We start from the raw sequence: 26,103 nt of genomic DNA, 5'->3' as shown, positions 1-26,103 counted from the left end.
CATGAATAGAGAAGAACTTTACCATATTGCCCAAAATTGGTTCAACCAACAGAACTGGAAGCCCTTCAAGTTTCAAAAAGACACTTGGAAAGCATTTCTTCAAGGTAAAAACGGACTATTGAACGCTCCAACAGGCAGTGGTAAGACCTATGCTCTTTGGTTTCCTATTGTTTTAAACTACATCAAAAACAATCCACAGTACAAGACCAAGCACAAAAAAGGATTAAAAGCGATATGGATTACCCCTTTACGGGCCCTTTCCCAAGAAATTAGACAATCCGCAGAAAGAGTTACTGCCGATCTAGAAACGCAAATGACCGTTGGTATCCGTACAGGTGATACGACCACAAAAGAACGGACAAGTCAAAAAAAGCAAATGCCCGATTTGCTGATTACCACGCCAGAAAGCCTACAACTCTTATTGGCCACAAAAGGCTACGATAAAATTTTCAAAGACTGTTCTGCTATTGTAGTTGACGAGTGGCACGAGCTGTTGGGCACCAAACGAGGAGTTCAGATGGAATTGGCCTTATCCCGACTGAAAACCATTTCAAAAGACCTTCGTATTTGGGGTATTTCTGCTACTATAGGTAACTTAGAGCAAGCACGGCATGTACTCCTCGGTCCCGACACAGACGCCTTGGAAAATTCCGTAATGATACGGGCGAATATTAAAAAGAAAATTACAGTCAAAAGTATCATTCCAAAAAAAATGGAAACCTTTCCTTGGCGTGGCCATTTGGGCTTGCATTTGCTGGAAGATGTTGTTCCTATAATCAACAACAGCAGAACTACCCTACTATTTACAAATACGCGTAGCCAATGTGAAATATGGTTCCAGAAAATTCTTGAAAAACATCCCGAATATGCAGGTGATATTGCCATGCACCACGGTAGCATCAATAAAGATACGCGCAATTGGGTTGAAAATGCTATTAGAAACGAAGAATTAAAAGCAGTAGTCTGCACTTCTAGTTTGGACTTAGGGGTTGATTTTGCCCCAGTTGAAACCGTAGTCCAGATTGGCGGACCCAAAGGAGTGGCTCGCTTTTTACAGCGTGCGGGCCGCAGTGGACATAAGCCAGGCGAAGAAAGCGTAATTTATTTTTTACCCACCCACGCCATTGAGCTGATTGAGGCCTCCGCATTACAGCAAGCAGTTAAACACAATGCCGTAGAAGACCGCATGCCCTACCTTAATTGCTACGATGTACTGCTACAATATTTGACTACGCTGGCTATTTCTGACGGGTTTTATCCTGATGATATTTATAAGGAAGTCCGTCAAACGTTCTGTTATCAAACTTTGACCTTGGACCAATGGCAATGGTTACTCAACTTTTTGGTTATGGGCAGTCAGAGTCTACAATCATACGATGAATACAAAAAAGTAGAAGTTGAAGAAGACGGAAAATTTAAAGTAAATAACCGTGGCGTTGCCATGCGGCACCGTTTTCAGATTGGCACCATTGTGGGTGATGTAAACCTAACCGTCCGTTATCAAAAGGGAGGATATATTGGCTCCATAGAGGAGTTCTTTATTTCGAAATTAAATAGAGGGGATGTTTTTACGTTTGCGGGTAGAAACCTTGAATTCATTAGAATAAAGGACATGCAGGTACACGTTCGGAACTCAACCAAAAAGACCAATAAAATTTCTAGCTGGTCCGGAAGTCGTATGACCCTATCGGCCCAGATGTCCAAATTACTACGAGAAGAACTGTATACTTCCAGTGACGATAAAAAACACCAATCGGTAGAAATACGCTCCCTAGCCCATATATTCGAGCGTCAAAGGCGTGAAAGTATTGTTCCCAACCCAAATGAATTCCTGATTGAAACCTTTAAAACACGTGAAGGCTACCATCATGTATTCTATCCTTTTGAAGGTCGTTTTGTTCACGAGGCCATGGGCAGTCTTTTAGGCTATCGCATCAGTTTACTATCTCCTATCACTTTTTCATTGGCATTTAACGACTATGGTTTTGAGTTGCTTTCCGACCAAGAGATAGATATTCAACAGGTCATTGACAATGATTTGTTTACCTCTGAATATTTACTGGACGATTTACAAAAAAGCCTGAACGCCACGGAAATGGCACGTCGCAAATTTCGGGACATCGCAATTATAAGTGGTATGGTGTTTACCGGTTACCCGAACAAGGGCGTTAAAATGAAACACCTGCAAAGCAACTCCCAATTGCTTTTTGAAGTTTTCAGGGATTACGAACCTGAAAACCTACTCTTTCAACAAGCCTTTACGGAAACCTTTCAGCACCAGCTGGAAGAAGGACGTTTGCGCCTTTCTTTAGAACGTATTGCCGAACAGGAAATCGTATGGAAAGCCTGTAAAAAAGCAACTCCATTTGCTTTTCCATTAATTACTGACCGTATGAGTCGCGAAAAACTATCTAGTGAAAAATTAGCTGACCGTATCAAGCGGATGTCCGCTTTATTGATGAAGATCTAAAATGGACAAAAAAAGCCTGCTAAAGCCTAAGTTTTTAGCAGGCCATATATTTTCAAAAACGGAACAACCTGGCTCCATTTAACAAACACTATTTTTTCTTGTAAACGGACGTACGGGTGTAAGCCCCGACATAATCATCAATCCCTTCACTTATAAAAATCAGTTTAGCCCCAGAAACGGAGTAATCCACCATAACGGCCTCATTGTCTTCATCGACAACCAACACTTTGCCCGGCTCTGGTATCGACCATTCGCCCGACATGGTAGCATCGGCGTTTATGACACACTGATTTTCGTTCCCCTCCACTTGATCATAATCAATCAGCTCAAAAGTTCCGCCGGATTTAAAAATAACCGTTTCTTCCAATTCACATGCATCCAGCTCGTACGACCTCCCATTTTCAGATTGCGAAACAAGCTGCCAAGAACCTATCAATGCATCTTCAGGTCTATCTGAACTGTCATCGTCGCTACATGACGAAAATAAACCAAAAGCAATGGCACCGAATAGGATAAAACTTTTTTTCATAAGGTAATAGTTTTAGGTTTTTTTCATTGATTTAAAAAAACGGAGCATTTTTTGATTTATTATTTTTTTTGATTTTCACCAGTAAATCTGTAGTAATACGGAATCAAAATTTCATTACAAACCCAAAAAATTTACGTCCTTTCCCTTAATAACCGACCGTTTAAGCCGGGAGAAATTATCCAGTGAAAAATTGGCCGACCGAATCAAACGGATGACCCAAATGTTGACCAAGTAAAGGATTGGATATTTTTTAACTTGTTAACCTAATCTTAAATTTGAGCACACTCTTAACAAACGGTATTTTACAACCTTTGTAAGGTTAAACCCTTTTTAAAAAACAACGCTATGAAAAAAAATTACTTGCTAGTGCTTTTTTTAACCTTGACCCTGGGTGTCTTTGCACAGGACCTAAAAATCACCGGGGTCATAGACGGACCATTGCCCGGTGGCCTTCCCAAGGCCATTGAGTTTTACGTAGCGAACGACATTGCCGATTTAAGTGCCTATGGCATCGGTTCGGCAAACAATGGTGGAGGTAGCGACGGAGAAGAGTTTACCTTTCCGGCCACCACGGCCACTTCGGGCTCGTACATCTACCTTGCCTCCGAAGCGGTCGAATTCAATAATTTCTTCGGATTTGCACCCGACTACGAAGATTCCGCGGCCAATGTAAACGGGGACGATGCCATCGAACTCTTCTACCAGGGCACCGTAATCGACACTTTCGGCGATATCGATGTCGATGGAAACGGACAACCCTGGGAATACCTCGATGGATGGGCCTACCGAAAGAACGGTACCGGACCGGATGGCGCCACCTTTATATTGGACAACTGGGTATTCAGTGGCCCGGACGCCCTCGATACTGCCACCTCGAACGCGACGGCGGCCTCGCCCTTCCCTATCGGCACTTTTGGCGGCGGCGGAACAACGCTTATCGCCAACCCTACCAGCTTTGCCACCACGGTTCAAGGCACCACGGCCATCGATTTGACATGGGTCTTGAACGCCGATAACGACGCCGTTGTCTTGGCGGTCTCTACCGCTCCCATTACCGCCTCCTTGGTAGACGGACAAACGTACACTACGGGTGAGACCCTATCGGACGGCAGTACCGTATTGACCACGGGAAACCCAACCCTTTTTCAACACAGTGGCCTAAGTCCCAACACCGAATATTTCTACAAACTTTGGTCGGTGACCCCGGCCACCGAATACTCCCTGGGAGTGGCAATAAGTGCCCGTACCGAATCGGACACACCGGTCGAAGCGGGGTTGGTGATCACCGGGGCCATAGACGGGCCGCTCTCCGGCGGCACACCAAAGGCCGTCGAGCTCTATGCCACCACCGACATTCCCGACCTGAGCGTATACGGTATAGGTTCGGCCAATAACGGCGGGGGCAGCGACGGACAGGAATTTACCTTTCCCGCCGATGCCCTACAGGCAGGTCAGTTTATTTATGTAACGTCGGAAACCGAGGGCTTTACCGACTTTTTCGGCTTTGCCCCCGATTATACCACCGGCGCCATGGGCATAAATGGCGACGATGCCGTAGAATTGTTCTTGAACGGATCCGTAATCGATGTATTCGGGGCCATTGACACGGATGGATCAGGCGAAGCCTGGGACCATTTGGACGGATGGGCCTATAGAAAGGACGAAGTTCCCGCCAACAACGGAAGCTTCGATAGTGACAATTGGATTTTTAGCGGGATCAATGCCCTGGACGGTGAACTGACCAATGCCACGGCCGCTACCCCCTTTCCCTTACAATCCTACGGTCCCGATTTGATGATCACCGGTATTGTCGACGGCCCCCTATCCGGCGGCGTACCCAAGGCGGTCGAACTATATGCCCGCAATGCCATTGCCGACCTTAGCCTGTACGGCTTTGGTTCGGCCAACAACGGCGGGGGTAGCGACGGGGAGGAATTTACCTTTCCCGCGGTTGCCGTTCCGGCGAACACCTACATCTACCTAGCGACCGACATCGAGGGTTTTACCGCGTATTTTGGCTTTGCCCCCGATTACACGTCAAACTCCGTTTCCGTAAACGGCGACGACGCCGTGGAACTCTTTTACAAAGACGGGGTGATCGATACCTTTGGCGACATCAACGTAAATGGCTCGGGGCAAACCTGGGACTATCTCGACGGGTGGGCCTATAGAAAGGACGGCACATTGAACAACGGAGCCTTTGTTCTCGACGACTGGACCTATAGCGGCACCGATGTTTTGGACGGAAGCGCCACCAACGGCACGGCATCCTTGCCCTTCCCCATCGGTACTTTTGGCGGTGGGGACGGAAGCACCGAAAATCCGGATGCCATTTCCATCAGCGATGCCCGCGCTGCCGCCGACGGCACCCTGGTCTCCATCTCGGGGATATTGACCGTAGCCGACGAGTTTTCCGGCTCGGCCTACATACAGGACGAAACTGGGGCCATTGCCGTTTTCGACGAAAAGGTTCATGGCAAGAGCGTTTTTCAAGTCGGCGATTCCATTACCCTTGTAGGGGTGCGAAGTTCCTATAACGAACAGCTGCAGATCAGTCCCATTACCGAAGTCATCAACAACGGAACTCCCAACAACCCTATCGAACCTTTGGAAATTACCCTCGATCAGCTTTCGCAATACCCCGGTCAGTTGGTGAAGGTTGCGAACCTATCCTTTCCCAGTCCCGGCAATCTGCTCTTCGGAGATTCGAATTACCTCGTTTCGGATGCCAGTGGTTCCGGGGAACTGCGTATAGATAACGACGTAGAGGCGCTTGTCGGTTTGGCCCAACCCGAATCGTGCGACGAAGTCATCGGGGTAGTCGGCCGCTTTTACGAATTCTATCAATTATTGCCCAGAAACAGGTCGGACCTTGCCTGCGCACAACCCTATGAGGCACCCACCTTGCCGATTGAAGTCGATGCGGACCAGACTTTGGAAATCGCTACGTGGAATATCGAGTGGTTCGGAGACGAGGGCAACTCGCCCGCTGCCGGAAGCCCCGATTCCGATGCGATACAAAAAGACAGTGTAAAGGCGGTCATCCAAAGCATCGCCCCCGATATCATGGCCGTTCAGGAAATATCCGACGACGCATTGTTTGCCACGATGGTGAGCGAACTGGAGGGCTACGACTACATCCTATCGCCCGCAACCTCCTATCCCAATGATCCGGGGGTAAGCCAAAAAGTCGGGTTCATTTACAAAACCGACGTGGTGAGCGTTACCGATACCAAGGTCCTTTTGGAAAGCATCCATCCCTATTACAACGGCGGCGATACTTCCTTCTTGACGGATTACCCCAGCGATGCCGACCGTTTCTACGCCAGCGGAAGGCTGCCCTTTTTAATATCGACCACGGTCACCATTGACAGTACCGAAGTGGCCTACGATTTTGTGGCCCTGCATGCCCGGGCCAACGGCAGTAGTGGTGCACAGGAGCGCTACGATATGCGCAAATACGATGTAGAGGTCCTCAGGGACAGCCTCAACCAATACTACGCCGACAGCAATTTGGTAGTGCTCGGCGATTACAACGATGATGTGGACGAAACGGTGGCCGACGATGTGGCCTCTACCGCCTCTACCTATGAGGCCTATGTTGCCGATACGGCAAATTTCGACATACTCACCGACGTCCTTAGCGAACAAGGCTTCCGGTCGTATGCCTTTCGGGAAAACATGATCGACCATATTTTGGTCACCGACGAATTGGCCGGAAACTATATCGACCAATCGGCCCAGGTGCACTACGAGTTCTACGACAGCGATTACACCCAGACGGCTTCGGATCACTTTCCCGTATCGGTACGAATGCTGGTAAAACCCTTTGTTTTGGACAGCATTGCCAAAACCGACGTAAGCTGCTACGGGGAAAACAATGGTAGGGCCACGGTCTATGTATCCGGGGGCCTTGCCCCCTACACCTATGTGTGGAGCAACGGGGCAAGCACCCCGACCGTCGAAGGACTCGAACCCGGCGAATATTCCGTCCAGGTTAGCGATGCCCTGCAAAACAGTTTTGAGGCCGCCATTACCGTTTATGAACCAAGTGCCTTGGAGTTGATCGTTTCCGAGGATACAACGGTCACCATCGGTTACGGCAACGAAAACTGTACTACCCTTGGCGTTTTGGAGGTTATGGGCGGCGAAGGCAGCTACACCTATGAATGGAGTACCGGTGAAACCACGGAGCAAATAGCGGTATGCCCCGAGGAAACGACCACGTATACCGTTACGGTAACCGACGAAAATGGCTGTTCGGCAAGCAAGGCCATCGAAGTGGCCGTCGACGACGTAAGCTGTGGCAACAACCCGAGAAACCCCAAGGTTCAGGTCTGTTACAAGGGGCGGACCTTGTGCATTTCAAAATATGCCGTATCGTCCTTTTTAAGAAAAGGGGCCAGTTTGGGAAGCTGTGAAGACCTGCCCCCGGTAGACTTGGAAATAAAGGTAAGTCCCAACCCATTCAGGCACAGTACCACCATCGCCTTTTCCGAGCCGACGCCCGACCATTACCTGGCCGTACTCTACAACACCTACGGAAGATGGGTCTACAGCACCTTGATCCCAAAAAACACCAGCGAAAAGAAGCTATACCCGTTTTACCTGAGAAAAGGGGTTTATGTATTAAGCATTTACGACGGCAGGGACCTCGTCGAAAGCTTTAAACTGATCAAGGAATAAAAGTCCCGTTTTACAGGAAGAAAAGGCCGGCGAATTGCCGGCCTTTTTGTTTTCCTTGTCTTCTTAGGACTCGTTTCATGATTTTGTACTTTTGTCCCAATGGCCCATCCCCTCGTTATACAAGACCACCATTTCACCATGCATCCGTCCGGAGTTCTTTTCTGGAAGGAAAAATCAATGCTGCTCATTAGCGACGTGCATCTCGGGAAGATTTCGCATTTCAGGAAATTTGGGGCGGCCGTACCCCAAGCGGCAGTGCAAACCAATTTTAAAAAAATGGACAAGGCCATCGACTTGTTTCAACCCCAGGTGATCGTCTTTATGGGCGACCTCTTTCATTCTGCCTTGAACAAGGAATGGAAGTTGTTCGAAAACTGGATTGCCACTATCTCATCCGAAGTCATTTTAGTAGCCGGCAACCACGATATCATTTCCCCCCTGAAATATGAAGCACTGGGAATACAGGTCGTTTCAGAAATATGCTTAGACGGTTTTTTACTGACCCACCACCCTGAAGAGCGGGAGGCTTGCTTCAATTTTTGCGGACACATACATCCTGCGGTTCGCCTACAAGGCATGGGGCGACAATCAATACGCTTAGCCTGTTTTTTTAAATCTGCCCACCAGATGATCTTACCCGCTTTCGGGACCTTTACCGGCACCCACGTACTCGAACCTCAGGCAGACCACGAAATTTACGCCCTGACCGAAGAAGAAATCTTTCAAGTACAGTTTAAATCATCACGACGACGAAAACGCCCTTAATCAGTCCATTTTTTTTCAGTTCGGGTCAACAGCCCTTTTTTACTTCCCCTACCTTAGCAAAAACCCTCTCCATGAAAAAGAAACTGGCCATACTCAACCTGTTTTCGGTACTGTTCGTAATCGGCGTCAACTACATTTCACAAATGTACAGGCTAAACAACACTACCATTGGCGAAATTAGTAGCAGATACGACAACCTCTTCACTCCTGCCCCCTACGCTTTTGCCATTTGGGGCCTCATCTTTTTAAGTCTTTTGGGCTATGCCATTTTTCAGGTGCGAAGGGCCTTTTTTAGCAAAAAAGAAAGTCTCTTTATCACACAGACCGAATATTGGTTCTATATCACCAACATGCTTAATGCCGCATGGGTATTGGCCTTTGTATTCGATTATACCGGACTTTCCGTTTTAATTATGCTCGGTATTCTTTTTTCGCTCATCAAAATCATTTTAAACACGAACATGGAACGATGGGATGCTCCCGTTGAAGTCATTGCCTTTGTCTGGTGGCCCATTTGCCTGTACAGCGGATGGATTGCCGTGGCGACCATTGCCAACATTTCGGCCTACCTCACCAAATTAGGATGGGAAGGCGCTCCGCTTTCCGAGGTAACATGGACCATCATTCTTATTGGAATTGCCACGGCCATAAATCTCGCCATAACCTGGAAACGGAACATGCGCGAATTCGCCCTGGTTGCCGTGTGGGCCTTTATCGCCATTTTCGTTCGGCACAAAGACAGTTATGAACTAATTGCCTATTCCGCCCTGGTTGCCGCCATTCTCCTATTCGCTTCTTCAATGGTACATGCTATTCAAAATCGAAAAACAAGTCCCGCCCAAAAATTAAAGGAGCGGTTACGGAACCCTTGAGCAAACGAGATTGCTACTACACCATGGATTTAATATCGTTCGACCACGATGGGTAGGTAAAAACCGTCTGTTTAATTTGCTCGGCAGTCATACCTTGGCCTATAGCCATGGCAAATAAATTTATGGTCTCACCGGCATTGGGCCCTAATAGGTGGGCTCCCACAATTTTCCGGGTACGCTGGTTCAAGATGATCTTATAGGCATACACCGGGGCATTCACCCTTCGGGCATTGAACCAAGAAGGGACCGATTCAAATTTGACTTCCACATTCTTGTACCGGCTTGTAGCTTCCTCCTCCGAGTACCCTACCGAAGCTAGGTTCGGCAAGGTGTATACCACTGATGGGGTAACCGGCACTTGCATTTTTTCCTTGTTTCCTTCTAAAACATTTATAGCTACCACCTTGCCCTCTATCCCTGAAAGCGGGGTGAGCGGCAATCCCTTATCGGAAACATCGCCACAGGCATAGACACCCGTATTACTAATGCTTTGCAGATAGTCATTTGTCTCAATTCCGTTTTCATTGAAGGCCACTTTTCCTTTTTCAAGTTGCAATGTCGAGATTGCGGGCACACGCCCCGCAGTATTGAATACTACATTGCTTGCTAGCGACTCCAGCTTTCCCTTTTTCCTATAAAAAACCTTTACCTTCTTTCTAGCCTTTTCGACCTTGGTGATTTTGGCATTAAATACAAAATCGATGCCGAGTTCCTTTGAATACGACCTTAACCCTTCTACCAAATCGGCATCGAAAGCTTTAAGCGGCCTTTTCCCCGAATCTATTACCGTCACTTTGGCCCCTGCCCTTGCCGCGATATGGGCAAATTCCATTCCGACATAACCAGCACCAATAAACGTGATTTTTTTCGGGAGCTTCTTTTGGCTTAAAAAATCGTCACTGCTTTTCAAATGTTTGCTCCCCTTGAAATGCAGGTTTCGGGGTTCGTATCCCGTAGCGATTATAATTTTATCGGCCCTTACGGTCTTTCCTTCCACAGAGAGGGTCTGCTCATCTAAAAATTTAGGGGATTGATGGTATAAGCTAATACCGAGCGTTTTTAAATCTTCTTCGGTGGTTCTTGGAACAGCAAGGGTAAATTGACCTTTGTATTGCATCAATTTTTTCCAACTGATCCCTGGAACCGCTTTGATCCCCTTCCCCATAAGATTGGCACTCAACTCTATTACTTCGGTCGCTCCAAGAAGCACTTTTTTCGGATCGCACCCCCTATTGGCACAGGTACCCCCATACTCGCGTTTATCGGCCATTCCCACCGTGAGTCCACCTTTCACACAAGCTTTGGCAACGGTTCGTCCCGCCGCCCCACTTCCGATTACAAAAACATCATACTTTTTTACCTTCATATTCCCATCCTTTAAAAAAATGTCCTAAACGCACATTTAGCATCTACAAGTTGCCGCTTTTGCGTAAAACCAATTAACCCAACCCACACGATTATGAACCGTATACCTGATTTCTGCATTTTTTAATGTGATAATGTCCAAAAAACCGATTCATCGGACACAAAAACATAAGATGAGTTCGCTACCTTTGCATTCTCATATATCAAAGCCCCAATTTAATTTGGGCTTTTTGGCAGTATCATCTCGGGCAATTGCATCAAAGGACAAGAGCTCGGGTTCATTAAAAAATTAACGGTTGACGCAGTCTTCAATTCAACAACTGTTTTCCCAGTCTCCGCAAACGCGAAAACTGCGGGACACTATTGCCCAAAATTTTCCGGCAAACACAGAAAAAAACCAAAATACCGTACAGGCCATTGTATTAAAAGGGCTTTCGGGCTCTGCCTTATCATTTGCCTTTGCCAGCGTATTTCAAGATTCAAAAAGGCCCTTCCTTCTAGTTTTTAACGATAAGGAAGAAGCCGCCTATTACCTGAACGACCTCGAACAGATCATAGGCGAAAAAGATGTACTGTTCTACCCTGGCAGTTATCGCAGGCCCTACCAAATTGAGGAGACCGACAACGCCAATGTTTTGCTGCGTGCCGAGGTACTGAACCGTATCAATTCCCGTAAAAAACCGGCTATAATCGTCACCTACCCCGATGCGCTTTTTGAAAAAGTGGTCACCCGACGTGAACTGGAAAAGAATACGCTTAAGATCAAGTTAAACGACACTATTTCGCTCGATTTTCTCAACGAGGTGCTTTTCGAATACAAGTTCAAAAGAGTGGACTTCGTTACCGAACCCGGTGAATTCTCGGTTCGCGGTGGTATCGTCGATGTCTTCTCGTTTTCTAACGACGAACCCTATCGAATAGAGTTCTTTGGCGACGAAGTAGACAGCATCCGTACCTTCGATGTCGACACCCAGCTGTCTACGAACAAAGTGAACAAGATAAACGTCATTCCCAACGTTGCCAATAAATTTTTGGAGGAGAAACGACAGAACTTTTTAGAATACGTCGCTTCCGACACCATTGTTTTCGCCAAAAACACCGATTATATTTTTGACCGTTTGGATGATTTCTTCGGAAAGGCCATCGAAGCCTTTTCAAAGTTATCGCAAGACATCAAGCATTTAGAACCCGAGGCGCTTTTTATGAATTCGGATAGTTTTAGGAAACAACTGGGTGCCTTCGCCCTCATGACCTCGGAGGCCTCTACGACTTCCGAGCTGATCCATGGGGCCGTTACGGTGCAGTTCAACACCAAACCCCAGCCTTCGTTCAATAAAAAGTTCGACCTACTGATCGAAAACCTCAACACCTATAAAGACCAAGGCTACACGAATTATATTTTCTGTGCCAGCGATCAACAGGCCAAGCGCTTTCAGGCTATTTTTGAAGAGGTCAACGAACATGTACACTACCAGACCATAGTAACCCCCATTTACCAGGGTTTCATTGATGACGACCAAAAACTGGTCTGTTATACCGACCATCAAATTTTTGAGCGCTACCATAAGTTCAATCTCAAGAACGGATACGCCAAAAAGCAGGCCATTACCCTAAAAGAGCTCAACAAGCTTGAAATCGGCGATTATGTAACCCATATCGACCATGGTATCGGCAAATTTGGAGGACTTCAAAAAATAGATGTAGAAGGCAAAAAACAAGAAGCCATCAAGTTAATGTACGGTGAACGCGACATTCTCTATGTCAGCATTCATTCCCTCCACAAAATATCAAAATTCAACGGGAAGGATGGAACGGTTCCCAAAATATACAAATTGGGATCTGCCGCTTGGAAAAAACTCAAACAAAAAACCAAGAGCAGGGTCAAGAAAATTGCTTTCGACCTTATTAAGATCTATGCCAAACGACGTTTGGAAAAAGGATTTCAGTACGCCCCCGACAGCTACTTGCAAACCGAACTTGAAGCTTCCTTTATTTATGAGGACACCCCAGACCAGAGCAAGGCTACCGAAGACCTCAAAAAAGACATGGAAAGCGAACGCCCCATGGACCGCCTTATCTGTGGCGACGTAGGTTTCGGAAAAACCGAAGTGGCCATACGCGCCGCTTTCAAGGCCGTAGACAACGGAAAACAGGTTGCCGTGCTCGTACCTACCACCATCCTTGCCTTTCAGCATCACCGCACATTTAGCGAGCGCCTAAAAGAAATGCCGGTAACCGTAGATTACCTGAACCGTTTTAGAACCGCAAAGGAACGTAAGGAAACTTTGGCCAAACTTGAATCGGGGCAGGTAGATATTATCATCGGCACCCACCAATTGGTAAACAAAAACGTAAAATTCAAAGACTTGGGACTGCTCATTGTCGATGAAGAACAAAAATTTGGGGTTGCGGTAAAAGACAAACTGAAATCCATCAAGGAAAATGTTGACGTCCTTACCTTGACGGCGACGCCTATACCCAGAACCCTGCAGTTCAGCTTAATGGCGGCACGCGACCTTTCGGTCATAAAAACGGCCCCGCCCAACCGCTACCCTATTGAAAGTAGGGTCATTCGTTTTGGCGAGGAAGTCATACGCGATGCCATCAGATACGAAATAGAACGCGGCGGGCAGATTTTCTTCATCCATAACCGTATCGAAAACATAAAAGAAGTCGCTGGTATGATCCAACGGCTTGTCCCCGATGCCAAAGTAGGTATCGGCCATGGCCAAATGGACGGCAAGAAATTGGAAAACCTCATGCTTTCTTTTATGAACGGTGAATTTGACGTACTCGTTTCAACCACGATTATCGAAAGTGGTCTTGACGTCACCAATGCGAACACTATTTTTATCAACAACGCCAATAATTTCGGATTGAGCGACCTGCACCAAATGCGCGGCCGGGTCGGGCGTAGTAACAAAAAGGCCTTTTGCTATTTTATAACCCCGCCCTATGAATCAATGACCCCCGAAGCCAGAAAACGGATTGAGGCCTTGGCCCAGTTTACCGAATTGGGCAGCGGTTTTAATATCGCCATGAAAGACCTTGAAATTAGAGGGGCAGGAGATTTGCTTGGTGGTGAACAAAGTGGATTTATCAATGAAATCGGTTTTGAAACCTATCAAAAAATATTGGCCGAAGCCATTGACGAACTAAAAGAGAACGAGTTCAAGGACCTTTATGAAGAAGTGGAAGGCCACCAGCAAAAAGTATATGTAAAGGAAACACAGCTCGATTCGGACTTTCAACTGCTCTTTCCCGATGACTACATCAACAACATTACGGAGCGACTTACATTGTACACCGACCTGAACGATATTAAGGACGAGGAAAACCTTCAAAAGTTCGAAGCCCAACTGGTCGACCGTTTCGGGGAGCTTCCGACCGAAGCCGAAGATTTACTCAATTCGGTACGTATCAAATGGATAGCGAACAGTATCGGTATTGAAAAAGTGGTCATGAAAAAAGGAAAACTCATCGGTTACTTTATCTCGGACCAAGAGTCGGACTTTTATCAAAGTTCCATTTTCACCAAGGTCCTACGATTTGTACAAAGCCATCCACAGCATTGTAAGATCAAGGAAAAACAGACCCGAAACGGCCTTCGCCTGTTATTGGTGTTCGAGCGGATTACCTCGGTCGACAAAGCACTAAAGGCCATGGCGCCATTTACGGAAACAGTACAATCGGTTTCATAAAATGTTTTAATTCAGCTATATTAGTTTCGGCTAAGGTGGAAAACCTTAAGACCCTAATCATATAATTGACCAAACAACCCACTTTTATGAAACTTAAAATCTACCTTAGCATAGCGGCTACGCTACTTCTGTGCTTTAATTTAAGTGCCCAACCCCGAAAAGAACTTGTCAATGTAATTGTAACGCCCGACCGTACCGATTGGACTTACGACCTTGGCGAACGCGCCGAATTCTCGATTACAGTTTTAAGAAACAACGTGCCCCTAGAGAACATCTCCATCAATTACACCGTCGAAACCGACCCGGGTTACCGCTCCGTAAAAATATGGGACCAAGGAAACCTGACCTTGAAAAATGGAACGGTAAAAGTGAAGTCGCCTAAATTCAATACTCCGGGTTTTCTTCGTTGCACGGCTAGGGTAACGGTAGACGGAAAAGAATACAGTTCATACGCCACGGCCGGCTTTTCCCCCGAAAAAATAAAAGCTACAACCTCCTTGCCTTCAGACTTTGAAGCCTTTTGGAACAAGGGGAAAGAAGAACTTGCCGCCATACCCATGGACGCGGTTATGACCCTAATGCCCGAGCGATGTACCGATAAGGTCAATGTTTACCACGTGCAACTGAACAATATAAAAGGGAAGATCTACGGCATTCTTTGCACCCCTAAAAAAGAAGGGAAATACCCCGCCATTTTACACGTGCCCGGAGCTGGCATCCGCCCGTATTACGGTGATGTTGATGAAGCGGCACAAGGCTTTGTCTCCTTTACCATAGGCATTCACGGCATACCCGTAAACCTCGACCAACAAATCTATGACGACCTAAGATCGGGAGCCTTGGCCGGTTATAACACCATGAATTTAGACGACAAGGAAAACATGTACTACCGAAGGGTATACCTCGGGTGTATTCGGGCGGTAGATTTTCTGGAGAGCGTTTCGAACTTTAACGGCGAGGATATTGCGGTTACCGGAGGAAGTCAAGGTGGCGCCCTGTCTATAGTGACCGCTGCCCTTGATGACCGTATCGATTATTTGGCGGCCTTCTATCCTGCCTTGAGCGACCTCACCGGATTTCTGCAGGGCCGTGCCGGCGGATGGCCACAGATATTTCTTGACGATTTCACCAATACACCTGAAAAGATCGAGGTTTCAAAATACTATGACGTGGCCAACTTTTCACGCTTCGTAAAAGCGGAAGGTTGGTATAGCTGGGGCTATAACGACAATGTCTGTCCCCCCGCTTCCACCTATGCGGCATACAATCTTATTCCTGCCAAAAAAGAGCTCCATGTGTTTCAGGAAACCCAACATTGGACGTTTCCCGAGCAGCATGAACTTAAAAATAAATGGCTTTTTTCAAAATTGGGAGAATAGTAACAATCGCCATAAATAGTTATCTTTAATCCTATCGAAAAAAAACACTACTATGAAATTCAGGTTTGTACTCGTCCTCCTTGTTGCCTTGGGTTGCTTGCCCTTGCAAGCCCAAAACGCCGATTCGCTATACTTTAGACAGCATTATGACCTAAAGGAATACCGTATACCCATGCGTGATGGCGCAGAGCTCTTTACGGCCGTGTACACCCCGAAGGACAAGTCAAAGGACTATCCCATTTTACTGAACCGCACCTGTTACAATGCGAGTAAATATTCCAACTACAACTATAGCAACTACCCTTCAAAATACTTGATCGAAGACGGCTATATCCTAGCTTTTCAGGATGTGCGCGGAAGGTATATGTCGGATGGCGAGTTCGATAATATGCGCCCGAACATTCCCGGAAACAACCGCAGGAACAAAAAGGATATCGACGAAAGCTCAGACACTTACGATACCATCGACTGGATGATAAAACACATCAAAGGGAATAATGGCCGTGTGGGCATGTACGGTATTTCATATCCGGGGCATTACACCGCTGCCGGCATGATAGATGCCCACCCCGCCCTCAAAGCATCATCGCCCCAGGCGCCTATTGCCGATTTTTTCTTTGACGATTTTCACCATCAAGGAGCCTACCTAGAAAGTTATACCGCCGCTTTTGCCGTCTTTGGCTACCAAAAGGATAGCCTAACGAGAGACCCGTGGTATATGGACATGTTGATGCGCCTCTACGAAGACCCGGCAGCCGATGCCTATGATTTCTACTTGAAATTGGGGCCCCTGAAGAACATCACCAAAAACTACCATCATGACAATTTCTTCTGGAACCAAGTCGTGGAACACCCCAACTACGATGAATTTTGGCAAAAAAGGAACATCCTTCCCCATTTAAAGGATATTGACCATGCGGTAATGACCGTTGGCGGTTGGTTCGATGCCGAAGACCTCTATGGCCCCCTGAACATCTACAAGACCGTAGAAGCCACCAGCCCAAAGGCTAAGAACAGCATTGTAATGGGCCCTTGGGACCATGGCGCTTGGGCGCGCGAAAAAGGAAAGGCCATTCACAACCATATTTATTTTGGAGATAGCATATCTTCCTTCTTTCTTAAGAATATTGAACGAAAGTTCTTTGCCCATCACTTAAAGGATGAAGGCCCCGATACACTACCCGAAGCTTACATGTTCGACACGGGAACCAAAAAATGGGAAACCTTTGATACTTGGCCTCCCAAAGAAATAGAACCCGTAAGTCTTTATTTTGGTGAAAATGGTAAGTTGGGCATCAATAAGCCCATAGACGAAAAAGCAGTATTTGAATATACCAGCGACCCACAAAAACCTGTGCCCTATACTTCCCAAACGGAAGGACTGACCTTTACACCTAGAAAGTATATGTCAGATGATCAAAGGCAGGCTTCAAGGCGCCCCGATGTACTGACATTTCAGACCGATGTGCTTCAAGACAATAAGGTTTTGGCCGGAGAAATCATGGCGAAGCTAAAAGTGGCCATGACCGGAACCGATGCCGATTTTATCGTAAAACTTATAGACGTTTACCCCAACGACCACGAAAACTACGAGCATAACCCCGAAAACATTGTAATGGGCGGATACCAACAGCTCGTACGTGCCGAAGTATTTAGGGGAAGGTTCAGAAATAGCTTTGAAAAACCCGAACCCTTTGTCCCGGGCGAGCCTAGCGATGTTCATTTTCGTTTACAGGACATACTGCATACGTTCAAAAAAGGACACCGTATCATGATTCAGATACACAGCACCTGGTTTCCTTATATTGACCGAAATCCGCAGAAATACGTAGATAATATTTACAAGGCGAATGAAGACGACTTTATTAAATCGACCATAAAAGTATTCGGCTCTTCTTCGGTAGAAGTTGGGGGCACGCAAGACTGTTGCCCACCGGAACCTTTCCGTTCCAGGAATGAAAATGCAATAAAAGACTAGGGGATCGCTCTAAAACCGGTACTTTTGTACCATCATTTAAGAGCATAGAACCATGAAAAGATACCTTGTCGTATTTGCCTTGCTTACTGCCTTTTGGGTAGAGGCCCAGCATACTATTTCAGGAACCTTCACACCCGCCAACGAATACAAATATATATTGGCGTACCGATTAAAAACGGGCTCGCAGTCCTTTATAACGAATACCTCGATCAAAGACGGTAAATTTTCATTGCAAATACCGGAAAATGCCGAACCGGGAATGTATCGTTTGGTCTATGCCGTTCCACAAGACGAGTTCTATTTTGATGTCATTTACAACGGTAAAGAAGATATTGAACTGGCCTTTGACGCCGACAAAGGAGTCTCCTTCATTTCCTCAAAGGAAAACAAGATCATGACTTCCTATTTTCAGACCATGGCTTCCTTAATGGGCCAATTGGTCGATGTTTACATGAAAAAGAAATTTGACAAAAAGGAATTTCAGGAATGCACCTACCAATTAAAGACGACCCAAGAAGCCTATGAAGCACAGTCTAAAAACCTAATGGTAGAAAATTTTGTTTTAGCGAACCGACCTTATATCCCGACCGAATTTGAATCGGTTGAAGAATACGTCACGCATAAGAAAGAACATTATTTTGACCACCTCAAGCTCGACAATACAATTTTACAAGCTTCCGATTTTTTATCCGATAAGTTAAGAAATTACGTTTTCACGGCGTTACCAATGGAACCTAGGTCATCTGCCGAAACCGAAAGTATCATTCAAGACAACATTAAGAAGGTCGGTGCCAAACTTGCCCCAATATCGGATGCCTACAAATTCGACGTCTTTTATCGTTTATGGAAAATGAGTTCGAGCAGTGGATTGAACGAAACCACCGACTTCATATACAACACCTATTTAAAGTCGCTTGCCTCAGCTTCGAACGACCCGAACAAAGCGCGTGAAATAACGGTACAACACCGTTTACGTATAGGGGCCATTGCCCCTGAAATCGAATGGAAGGTAGGCCAGACCACCAAAAAACTCAGTACCATAAATGGGCCCGAAAATTACCTTTTGGTATTTTGGAGCAGCACTTGTTCGCATTGTTTAAAGGAACTTCCCGCCCTTCACAAGGAACTGAAAAATTATAAATCGACCCAAGTAATCGCCATAGGTCTAGAAGATGACAAGACCACATGGACTCCAGAATCGGCCAAACTGCCCGATTTCGAGCACGCCATTGCATTGGGAAGGTGGGAAAGCGATTACGCACAATTATACGATATTCACCAGACCCCTACCTACTATTTACTAGATTCGGAAAAGCGTATAGTGGCCAAACCCGAGAGCGATAAAGAAGTGGTAGAATTACTGAAAAAGTAATACCACTAAAGGGTTTTTAGGTCTTTAATGGTCTTAAAGGCTACATCTACTTGGGTATCGTCGACCAAAATAGTAAATTCGTTGGTAGTCGAGATGACTTCGTAGAGTACGATACCTTCCCACGCCAATCGTTGAAAAATAAAGTAATAGATACCTGGTACCGATACATTCTCAGCAGGAAGCTTAACGGTAATCGATGATAGGTTCTCTGCTTTTTGTGTGCATTTTTCATGCTTAAAAAGATCTTCTACCGTTTGATCCAAGGCATTGCTTACCACAATGTTAAGCTCATTAACGCCCCTTGAAGAGGTATAGAAGACATCTTTGTTTTTGTTTACGTGCTCGAGCAATAAGGTCTGGTTCTCTAGAATAGACTCCGAAACCAAAAAAGTGAAATCGGTGAGTGAGGAACGCACCGTTATTTCCCCAATATTTTTTAAGACCTTGATAATTTTATGGGTCGCCCTGAACTCAAGGTCATCGGACAAGCGCTTAAGGGCCATGACTATGGCTCCATTACGGATATCCTTACCTAATTCGTTCTCGATTTCGGGTTTTACAATTCTTGAAAGCGAAGTCAGGTTAATAATCCCTTGGGCTAAGGCACTTTGTAAAAATGGTTTCTTTTTAATGTACTGTTCGACTACGGAAGAAATCGTTTTCATGGGTTCATAAGATTGATTGATGAGCAAAAATAACATATTGTTACAAATAAAACAAATTGTGTCGTAAGCTTCTTTCCCAAAAAATTTTAGAAATGTCCCTTTTACCCTTAATACGGGACTTTTGAGCTATACCCCTTCCGAAAAAAAAGCTTTAAAAGTGATAAAATGCGCTTTCCAAATGCTCAATTTTAAAGATTTTCCGGTTCTTTAGAATGGTAATAACATCGAAACGCACCTCTACATCTAAGTCATTTTCAGTAGCGTAGTGATCTGCGGCACTGACCAATAACTTAATTTTTCCTGGCGTGATGGTTTCGGCAATAGGTATAATTTGATCATTGCTTCTCGCCCGTACTTCAACAATGGCCAAAATTTCATCCTTTTGTGCAATAATATCGACCTCCGCCTTCAGGTAGCGGTAATTCCTATGAAGGATACGATACCCCTTATCGACCAAAAAATCGACGGCGAGCTGTTCCCCTTCTTTGCCAAATTCGTTGTGTTTGCCCATAAAATCCTCCTTAAATCTTAATAAAAAGTGCAGTTCATCGAAAACAACAGTAGTGTAACATCAAAAATTGGAACTCGGCCGTAAATAAACGCACCGTATGTCGAAAATACCATAAAAGGCATACTATCCAAAATCTTTGTACGTTAAGAACTTGCCCCAAACACATGAAACGGTTCTTTAAAGCCTACATTTATTATGGAATATTTTATTAACTGTAATACGGCGTCCCTAGCTCCGTATACCACTCCCTTAGACAGAAACAGGGCGGCTCATCTGTACAGAAGACTAGGGTTCAGTGCTTCGGTCGAAACCATCGACCAAGCCGTTGGCGCAAATGCCAGCACCCTTGTCGATACGCTCATATCCCAAGCTTTGGGCGCACCGACTATACCCGAGCCGGAATGGGCCAACTGGAACAACAGCAACTACCCTGAAGACGACGACCTCAGCAATGAAATGAAGCGAACGCAGAAAAACGAGTTTAGCGTGGCCTATGCCAAAAACATGCTGAACAATAACCTGCGCGACCGTTTGAGCTTCTTTTGGAGCAATCATTTCGTTACGCAAATCGAAGTGTACCGATGTAACCCGTTTCTTTATCACTACGTAGAGTGCCTGCAGCGAAACGCCTTGGGCAATTTCAAAACCTTCGTTAGCGAGATCGGGCTTACCGACGCCATGTTGTATTATTTGGATGGCGCCTATAACAACGGTAACAACCCCAATGAAAACTACGCCAGGGAACTCTATGAGCTTTTCACCCTTGGTGAAGGAAACAATTATACCGAACAGGATATTATTGAAACCGCCCGTGCCATTTCAGGCTATGTTGAACGTGGGGAACTTGGCTGCGAACATGTCACCTTCGACCCTGAGAAACACGATTCCGGCAGCAAGACCATATTCGGTCAAACAGGGAACTGGGGCTATGATGACGTTATCGACATCCTATTCGAGCAACGCCCCAACGAACTAGCTTGGTTTATCTGTAAGAAGTTGTACGAGTTCTTTGTCCACCCCGATTCAAATGACGATGCGGGTAACGCACAAACCATAATTTTGGGTATGGCCGACACCTTTATAGCCAATGATTTTGAAATTGCACCCGTACTGTCCCAATTGTTCAAAAGCCAACACTTTTTTGATGACGAGGCCATCGGTGTAATCATCAAAAGCCCTTACGACCTTTATTTCAACCTATTAAAGGAAAGTAGTTTTAGTTATGACGATACCCTCATTTCCAGTGTGATCAATTATACGGGACTATTAAGCCAGGTTATGTTCAATCCGTTTGACGTAAATGGCTGGCAACGTAACCGCACATGGATCAACACCAATTTTATGATCGGTAGATGGTTGACCTCCGAAGCCCTCATCGAAGAGTTTTTCCAAGCCAACAGCGAACAGTTTAGAGTCCTTGGACTGGCCTTATCCGGTACTGACGGACAAACAAGCAGTAACCCAGACGTCGTTGCCAAGCCTATTATAGATTTCTTTCTTCCTAAAGGCCTACTCAACGAATCGGAATACCAAAAAGCTTATGACATTTTCAGAAGTGACATCCAACCCGAATATTACGAAGGAGGAACCTTTGAGACCTGGACGCTACAAACTTCTTTGGAAGGACCGAAACAAGTATATCTACTCTTGCAATATCTAGCCAGACAACCCGAATTTCAACTAAAGTAAACCTACTGATTATGTGCGATACTCATCACAACGATCCCTATAAAGGCCTAGAACACGATGGCCACGATCAAGAACATAAAGCTTGGAGCAGACGCTCGTTTTTACAGGCCTTGGGCATTGCAGGTTCGGGCTCAATGATGCTAGGAAGCAGTATGCTTTCGGCTTCGGCTCCCTCTCCCCTGACAGCGGCTATTGCCGCGGCAGAAACAGACAAAATTCTCATTCTCATAAGGCTGGCCGGAGGGAATGACGGCCTTAGTACGGTAATCCCCATGGAGCAGTACGAGTCGTATGCCAAAGCCCGCCCCAATATATACATCCCCGAGAGTAAGGTTTTAAAACTTACCGATGAATATGGTGTACCCTCTTATATGAAATCATTGGAACCCATGTGGGGCGACGGTAAATTTAAGGCGGTTCACGGCGTAGGCTATGAAAACCAAAGCCTCTCGCATTTTACAGGCTCCGATATTTTTGCCAATACCGACTTGACCACTACAGGTTTTAGCGGACTCAACACGGGTTGGATGGGACGACATTTTGAAAATACCTATCCCGATTATTTGATTTCCCCACCACCAGCACCGGCCGCAATTCAAATCGGACAGTTCGGGAGTTTGGTCTTTCAAGGGGAAGAAACCAATTATGCCTTTGTAACCTCAAACGTAAATCAGCTTGAAGAAATCGCCGAATCGGGCGTACGATATGGGCTTGACGATAGCCTCTACAACGATTGTATGTATGGCGACCAACTTAAATTCTTAAGAGGGGTGGCCAATACCACATATGAATATTCGGGAGTCATCCACGAGGCCTGGTCAAGGGGCAAGAACGATGTAGAGTACCAAGAAAACAGCTTTGCCAAACAATTGGCCCTCTTGGCCCGATTGATAAAAGGGAATTTGGGAACAAAGGTCTATATGATTTCCATGAGCGGTTTCGACACCCACGGAAACCAACCGCTGACCCACGAGCGCCTAATGAGCAATCTCTCTATAGCCGTTGACAACTTCTATGAAGATTTAGGCTATACCGAACAAGACAACAATGTTCTTAGTATGACCTTCTCCGAGTTCGGAAGGCGTATCTTCGAGAATGGATCTAAGGGCACCGACCACGGTAAGGCAGCACCTAGCCTGTTCTTCGGACCAGGTTTGCAAGGTAGCGCCTTTGTAGGCGAACACCCGACCCTCGACAATCCTGACGGCAGGGGGAACCTTGAGTATACCATGGACTTTAGGGACTTATACGCTACGGTCTTGGCCGAATGGCTCTGTGTACCCATACCCTTGGTAGAACAACATTTATTGGGCCATACCTATGCCCCTGTAAACCTTGGCTTCAATTGTAGTGGAACGGACTTTCCCGACATTGTCTATAGCGACGGCGAACCGACCATACCGACCACACCCGATGGTGTAGCCGATAAGCCGGTGATACCGAATGCCGAACAATTGAATGCCATTGTCCACAAACCGTTTTATCCTACGGCGAATTCACCACATATTTATTTGGAAATGCCCGTTACGGCCCATGTAGATATTCAGCTGTTCAACATTATAGGACAAAAAGTGGGCACAATCAGCAATGCCATCATGTCCGAAGGTGTGAACGAAATCAATATTAAGGAAAGAATTCCCGGGAATTTGGCCGCCGGTAAGTATATTTATCGCATTCAGGTGCAACAGCACAAGATGAGCAAATCGGTCATGGTAGCATAAATCGCCCCCAAATCACTCTATATATAAAACCTTCGTTATGGGCCTTCCATAACGAAGGTTTGTTTTTTATAGGCGAATAACAACGCCCGGGCCACGGCCCATTTCACAACGGTTACTTTCGGCTCTAAATCCATATCCCTTCCCCCAACCTCAAGACCCGCTCCCTTTCACCAAAAATCCCTTCATTTCAACTTTCCACAAAAACCTCGATACATCAACTTGTGTAATGCTAGGCAAAATCAGTACTTTTGCACCCTAATTCGAAATCAATGGCCGAAAAGCTAACACATCCAGAGAGATATACCATTACCGCCGCATTGCCTTACACCAACGGCCCCTTACATATTGGCCATTTGGCAGGCGTTTATGTACCCGCAGATATTTATGCACGCTATTTACGCCTCAACGGTAACGACGTTGCCTTCGTATGCGGAAGTGACGAACATGGTGTGGCCATCTCGATGAAAGCAAAAAAAGAAGGGATTACACCTAAGGAGGTCATTGATAAATACGACGGTATCATTCGCAAATCATTCCAAGAGTTCGGTATTACCTTTGACAACTACTCACGTACTTCAAGGGAAATCCACCACAAAACGGCTTCCGATTTTTTTGTAAAGCTTTACGAACAGGGTGATTTTATAGAAGAAACCACCGCACAGTTATACGACGAAGAGGCCAAACAATTTTTGGCCGACCGCTTTGTAGTGGGCACTTGTCCCAAATGTGGACATGAAGAAGCCTATGGCGATCAATGTGAAAATTGCGGTTCTACCCTGAACGCGACCGACCTTATCAATCCGAAATCTACAATTACCGGTACGGTGCCGACGACCAAAGAAACCAAGCATTGGTTCTTGCCCTTGGACCGATACGAAGATTTCTTAAAGGAATGGATTCTGGTCGGGCACAAATCCGATTGGAAACCCAACGTCTACGGCCAATGCAAAAGCTGGATCGATGACGGACTAAAACCCCGTGCGGTAACCCGTGATTTAGATTGGGGCATTCCCGTACCTGTAGAAGGAGGCGAAGGCAAGGTACTCTACGTATGGTTCGATGCGCCTATCGGCTATATTTCGTCTACCAAAGAATGGGCAGAACGTGAAGGCAAGGACTGGGAACCCTACTGGAAAGACGAAAACACCAAATTGATCCACTTTATAGGAAAAGACAACATAGTCTTTCACTGTATCATCTTCCCTGCCATTTTAAAGGCACACGGCGATTATATTTTACCGGAAAACGTACCGGCCAACGAATTCTTGAACTTGGAAGGAAACAAACTCTCCACTTCAAAGAATTGGGCGGTATGGCTGCATGAATATTTAGAGGAATTTCCAGATATGCAAGATGTGCTTCGGTACACCTTAACGGCCAACGCACCCGAAACCAAGGACAATGATTTTACTTGGAAGGATTTTCAAGCGAGAAACAATAACGAATTGGTGGCCATACTCGGTAACTTTATAAACCGCGTAGTGGTATTGACCAATAAGTATTACGAGGGCATTGTCCCTACTCCTTCGGAGTTCTCACAAGTTGACAAGGAAACCCTAGAACAACTTCGGAAGTTTCCGGAAATCATTTCAAGTTCCATAGAGCGCTACCGTTTTAGGGAAGCCGGCCAAGAATTGATGAATTTAGCCCGTTTAGGGAACAAATACTTGGCCGACGAAGAACCATGGAAGGTCATTAAACAAGATGAAGAGCGTGTAAAGACCATTATGTTCGTCGCGCTTCAGATTGCCACGGGTCTATCCGTATTAAGTGAACCGTTTTTACCTTTTACCTCGGAAAAACTTAAAAATATATTGGCCATTAATTCGGAGGAAGCCGTTTCCTCTTGGGCAGAAGTTTCAACCAAAGAAACATTACTTCCTGCCGATCATAAAATCAACAAGGCCGAGCTACTTTTTAGAAAAATAGAAGACAGCGAAATACAAGCTCAGCTAGACAAACTGGAAGCCACCAAAAAGGCTAACGAAAACGAGAACAAAGAACTTATGCCACAAAAAGACACGATTACCTTTGACGATTTTACCAAATTGGATATGCGTGTAGGGACCATTGTCGAAGCCGAAAAAATGCCCAAGGCCAAAAAATTGTTGGTTCTGAAGGTTGATACCGGACTTGACACCCGAACCATTGTATCGGGTATTGCAGAGAGTTTTACCCCTGAGGAAATCGTAGGCAAAAAAGTAACGGTTCTGATCAACTTGGCCCCACGCGCATTGCGTGGCGTTGAAAGCGAAGGAATGATTTTGATGACGGAAAATGCAGACGGAAAGCTGGTGTTCGTAAATCCTGACGAAGATGGTGTAGGTAACGGCGAAGGCATAAGCTAGCCCGTCGACACCTAAAGGTTTTATATTGGTATCAGCTATTTTCAACGGTCGT

15 protein-coding genes are annotated in these 26,103 nt (G+C 45.8%); 11 read left to right on the top strand and 4 right to left on the bottom strand.

Annotated features, from left to right (window positions below; genetic code table 11):
• Position 1 precedes the first annotated feature (1 nt).
• Positions 2 to 2,470, top strand: a complete 2,469-nt coding sequence (locus B4Q04_RS05540; RefSeq protein ID WP_088696211.1) for a ligase-associated DNA damage response DEXH box helicase — start codon at positions 2 to 4, stop codon at positions 2,468 to 2,470.
• 88 nt (positions 2,471 to 2,558) lie between these two features.
• On the opposite strand, the gene B4Q04_RS05535 is transcribed toward B4Q04_RS05540, so the two are convergent.
• Positions 2,559 to 2,999: a lipocalin family protein gene (locus B4Q04_RS05535; RefSeq protein ID WP_013993469.1), complete on the bottom strand. Its 441-nt coding sequence runs from the start codon at positions 2,997 to 2,999 to the stop codon at positions 2,559 to 2,561.
• A 345-nt stretch (positions 3,000 to 3,344) separates the two neighbouring features.
• On the opposite strand from B4Q04_RS05535, the gene B4Q04_RS05530 reads away from it, so the two are divergent.
• The 3 genes from B4Q04_RS05530 (at position 3,345) to B4Q04_RS05520 (ending at position 9,322) form a co-directional block, all read left to right on the top strand.
• Positions 3,345 to 7,685 carry an endonuclease/exonuclease/phosphatase family protein gene (locus B4Q04_RS05530; RefSeq protein ID WP_088696210.1) on the top strand — a complete coding sequence of 1,447 codons (4,341 nt, stop codon included), beginning with the start codon at positions 3,345 to 3,347 and terminating at the stop codon, positions 7,683 to 7,685.
• 99 nt (positions 7,686 to 7,784) lie between these two features.
• Positions 7,785 to 8,450 (top strand): ligase-associated DNA damage response endonuclease PdeM, encoded by a 666-nt coding sequence (gene pdeM, locus B4Q04_RS05525; protein WP_088696209.1) that lies wholly within the window; start codon positions 7,785 to 7,787, stop codon positions 8,448 to 8,450.
• A gap of 71 nt (positions 8,451 to 8,521) precedes the next feature.
• Positions 8,522 to 9,322, top strand: coding sequence for a hypothetical protein (locus B4Q04_RS05520; protein ID WP_088696208.1), 801 nt, complete (start codon positions 8,522 to 8,524; stop codon positions 9,320 to 9,322).
• 16 nt (positions 9,323 to 9,338) lie between these two features.
• Here B4Q04_RS05520 and B4Q04_RS05515 read toward each other — a convergent pair whose 3' ends face one another.
• Positions 9,339 to 10,688 (bottom strand): dihydrolipoyl dehydrogenase family protein, encoded by a 1,350-nt coding sequence (locus B4Q04_RS05515; RefSeq protein WP_013993465.1) that lies wholly within the window; start codon positions 10,686 to 10,688, stop codon positions 9,339 to 9,341.
• A 295-nt stretch (positions 10,689 to 10,983) separates the two neighbouring features.
• Here B4Q04_RS05515 and mfd point away from each other — a divergent pair, with 295 nt between their 5' ends.
• From mfd to B4Q04_RS05495, 4 genes are all read left to right on the top strand, one after another.
• On the top strand, positions 10,984 to 14,388 hold the full coding sequence (mfd, locus tag B4Q04_RS05510; protein ID WP_088696207.1) for a transcription-repair coupling factor: 3,405 nt from the start codon (positions 10,984 to 10,986) through the stop codon (positions 14,386 to 14,388).
• Between the two features lie 86 nt (positions 14,389 to 14,474).
• Positions 14,475 to 15,767, top strand: a complete 1,293-nt coding sequence (locus tag B4Q04_RS05505; RefSeq protein ID WP_013993463.1) for an acetylxylan esterase — start codon at positions 14,475 to 14,477, stop codon at positions 15,765 to 15,767.
• Between the two features lie 52 nt (positions 15,768 to 15,819).
• Positions 15,820 to 17,745: a CocE/NonD family hydrolase gene (locus B4Q04_RS05500; RefSeq protein ID WP_088696206.1), complete on the top strand. Its 1,926-nt coding sequence runs from the start codon at positions 15,820 to 15,822 to the stop codon at positions 17,743 to 17,745.
• 52 nt (positions 17,746 to 17,797) lie between these two features.
• Positions 17,798 to 19,117 carry a redoxin domain-containing protein gene (locus B4Q04_RS05495; protein ID WP_088696205.1) on the top strand — a complete coding sequence of 440 codons (1,320 nt, stop codon included), beginning with the start codon at positions 17,798 to 17,800 and terminating at the stop codon, positions 19,115 to 19,117.
• A gap of 5 nt (positions 19,118 to 19,122) precedes the next feature.
• Here the strand turns inward: B4Q04_RS05495 and B4Q04_RS05490 are convergent, their stop codons facing one another.
• Both B4Q04_RS05490 and B4Q04_RS05485 read right to left on the bottom strand, forming a co-directional pair.
• Complete coding sequence (locus B4Q04_RS05490; RefSeq protein ID WP_046287852.1) at positions 19,123 to 19,782, bottom strand: aspartate kinase; 660 nt, start codon at positions 19,780 to 19,782, stop codon at positions 19,123 to 19,125.
• A gap of 151 nt (positions 19,783 to 19,933) precedes the next feature.
• The gene (locus tag B4Q04_RS05485) at positions 19,934 to 20,293 is read right to left on the bottom strand and encodes a YraN family protein (RefSeq protein ID WP_013993459.1); all 360 of its coding nucleotides are present in this window, start codon (positions 20,291 to 20,293) and stop codon (positions 19,934 to 19,936) included.
• 195 nt (positions 20,294 to 20,488) lie between these two features.
• Here B4Q04_RS05485 and B4Q04_RS05480 point away from each other — a divergent pair, with 195 nt between their 5' ends.
• The 3 genes from B4Q04_RS05480 to metG all read left to right on the top strand — a co-directional run bounded on the left by B4Q04_RS05480 (position 20,489) and on the right by metG (position 26,051).
• A complete protein-coding gene (locus tag B4Q04_RS05480) occupies positions 20,489 to 21,982 on the top strand; it encodes a DUF1800 domain-containing protein (protein ID WP_088696204.1) in 1,494 nt (497 codons plus the stop codon).
• A gap of 11 nt (positions 21,983 to 21,993) precedes the next feature.
• Positions 21,994 to 23,703 (top strand): DUF1501 domain-containing protein, encoded by a 1,710-nt coding sequence (locus B4Q04_RS05475; RefSeq protein WP_013993457.1) that lies wholly within the window; start codon positions 21,994 to 21,996, stop codon positions 23,701 to 23,703.
• A 269-nt stretch (positions 23,704 to 23,972) separates the two neighbouring features.
• Complete coding sequence (gene metG / locus B4Q04_RS05470) at positions 23,973 to 26,051, top strand: methionine--tRNA ligase (RefSeq protein ID WP_088696203.1); 2,079 nt, start codon at positions 23,973 to 23,975, stop codon at positions 26,049 to 26,051.
• Positions 26,052 to 26,103: the final 52 nt, after the last annotated feature.

This window comes from Zobellia sp. OII3 (assembly GCF_002211465.1).
GTDB lineage: Bacteria > Bacteroidota > Bacteroidia > Flavobacteriales > Flavobacteriaceae > Zobellia > Zobellia galactanivorans.
The sequence above is the reverse complement of the archived record's forward strand: the minus strand, read 5'-3'. Positions and strand labels throughout refer to the sequence as shown.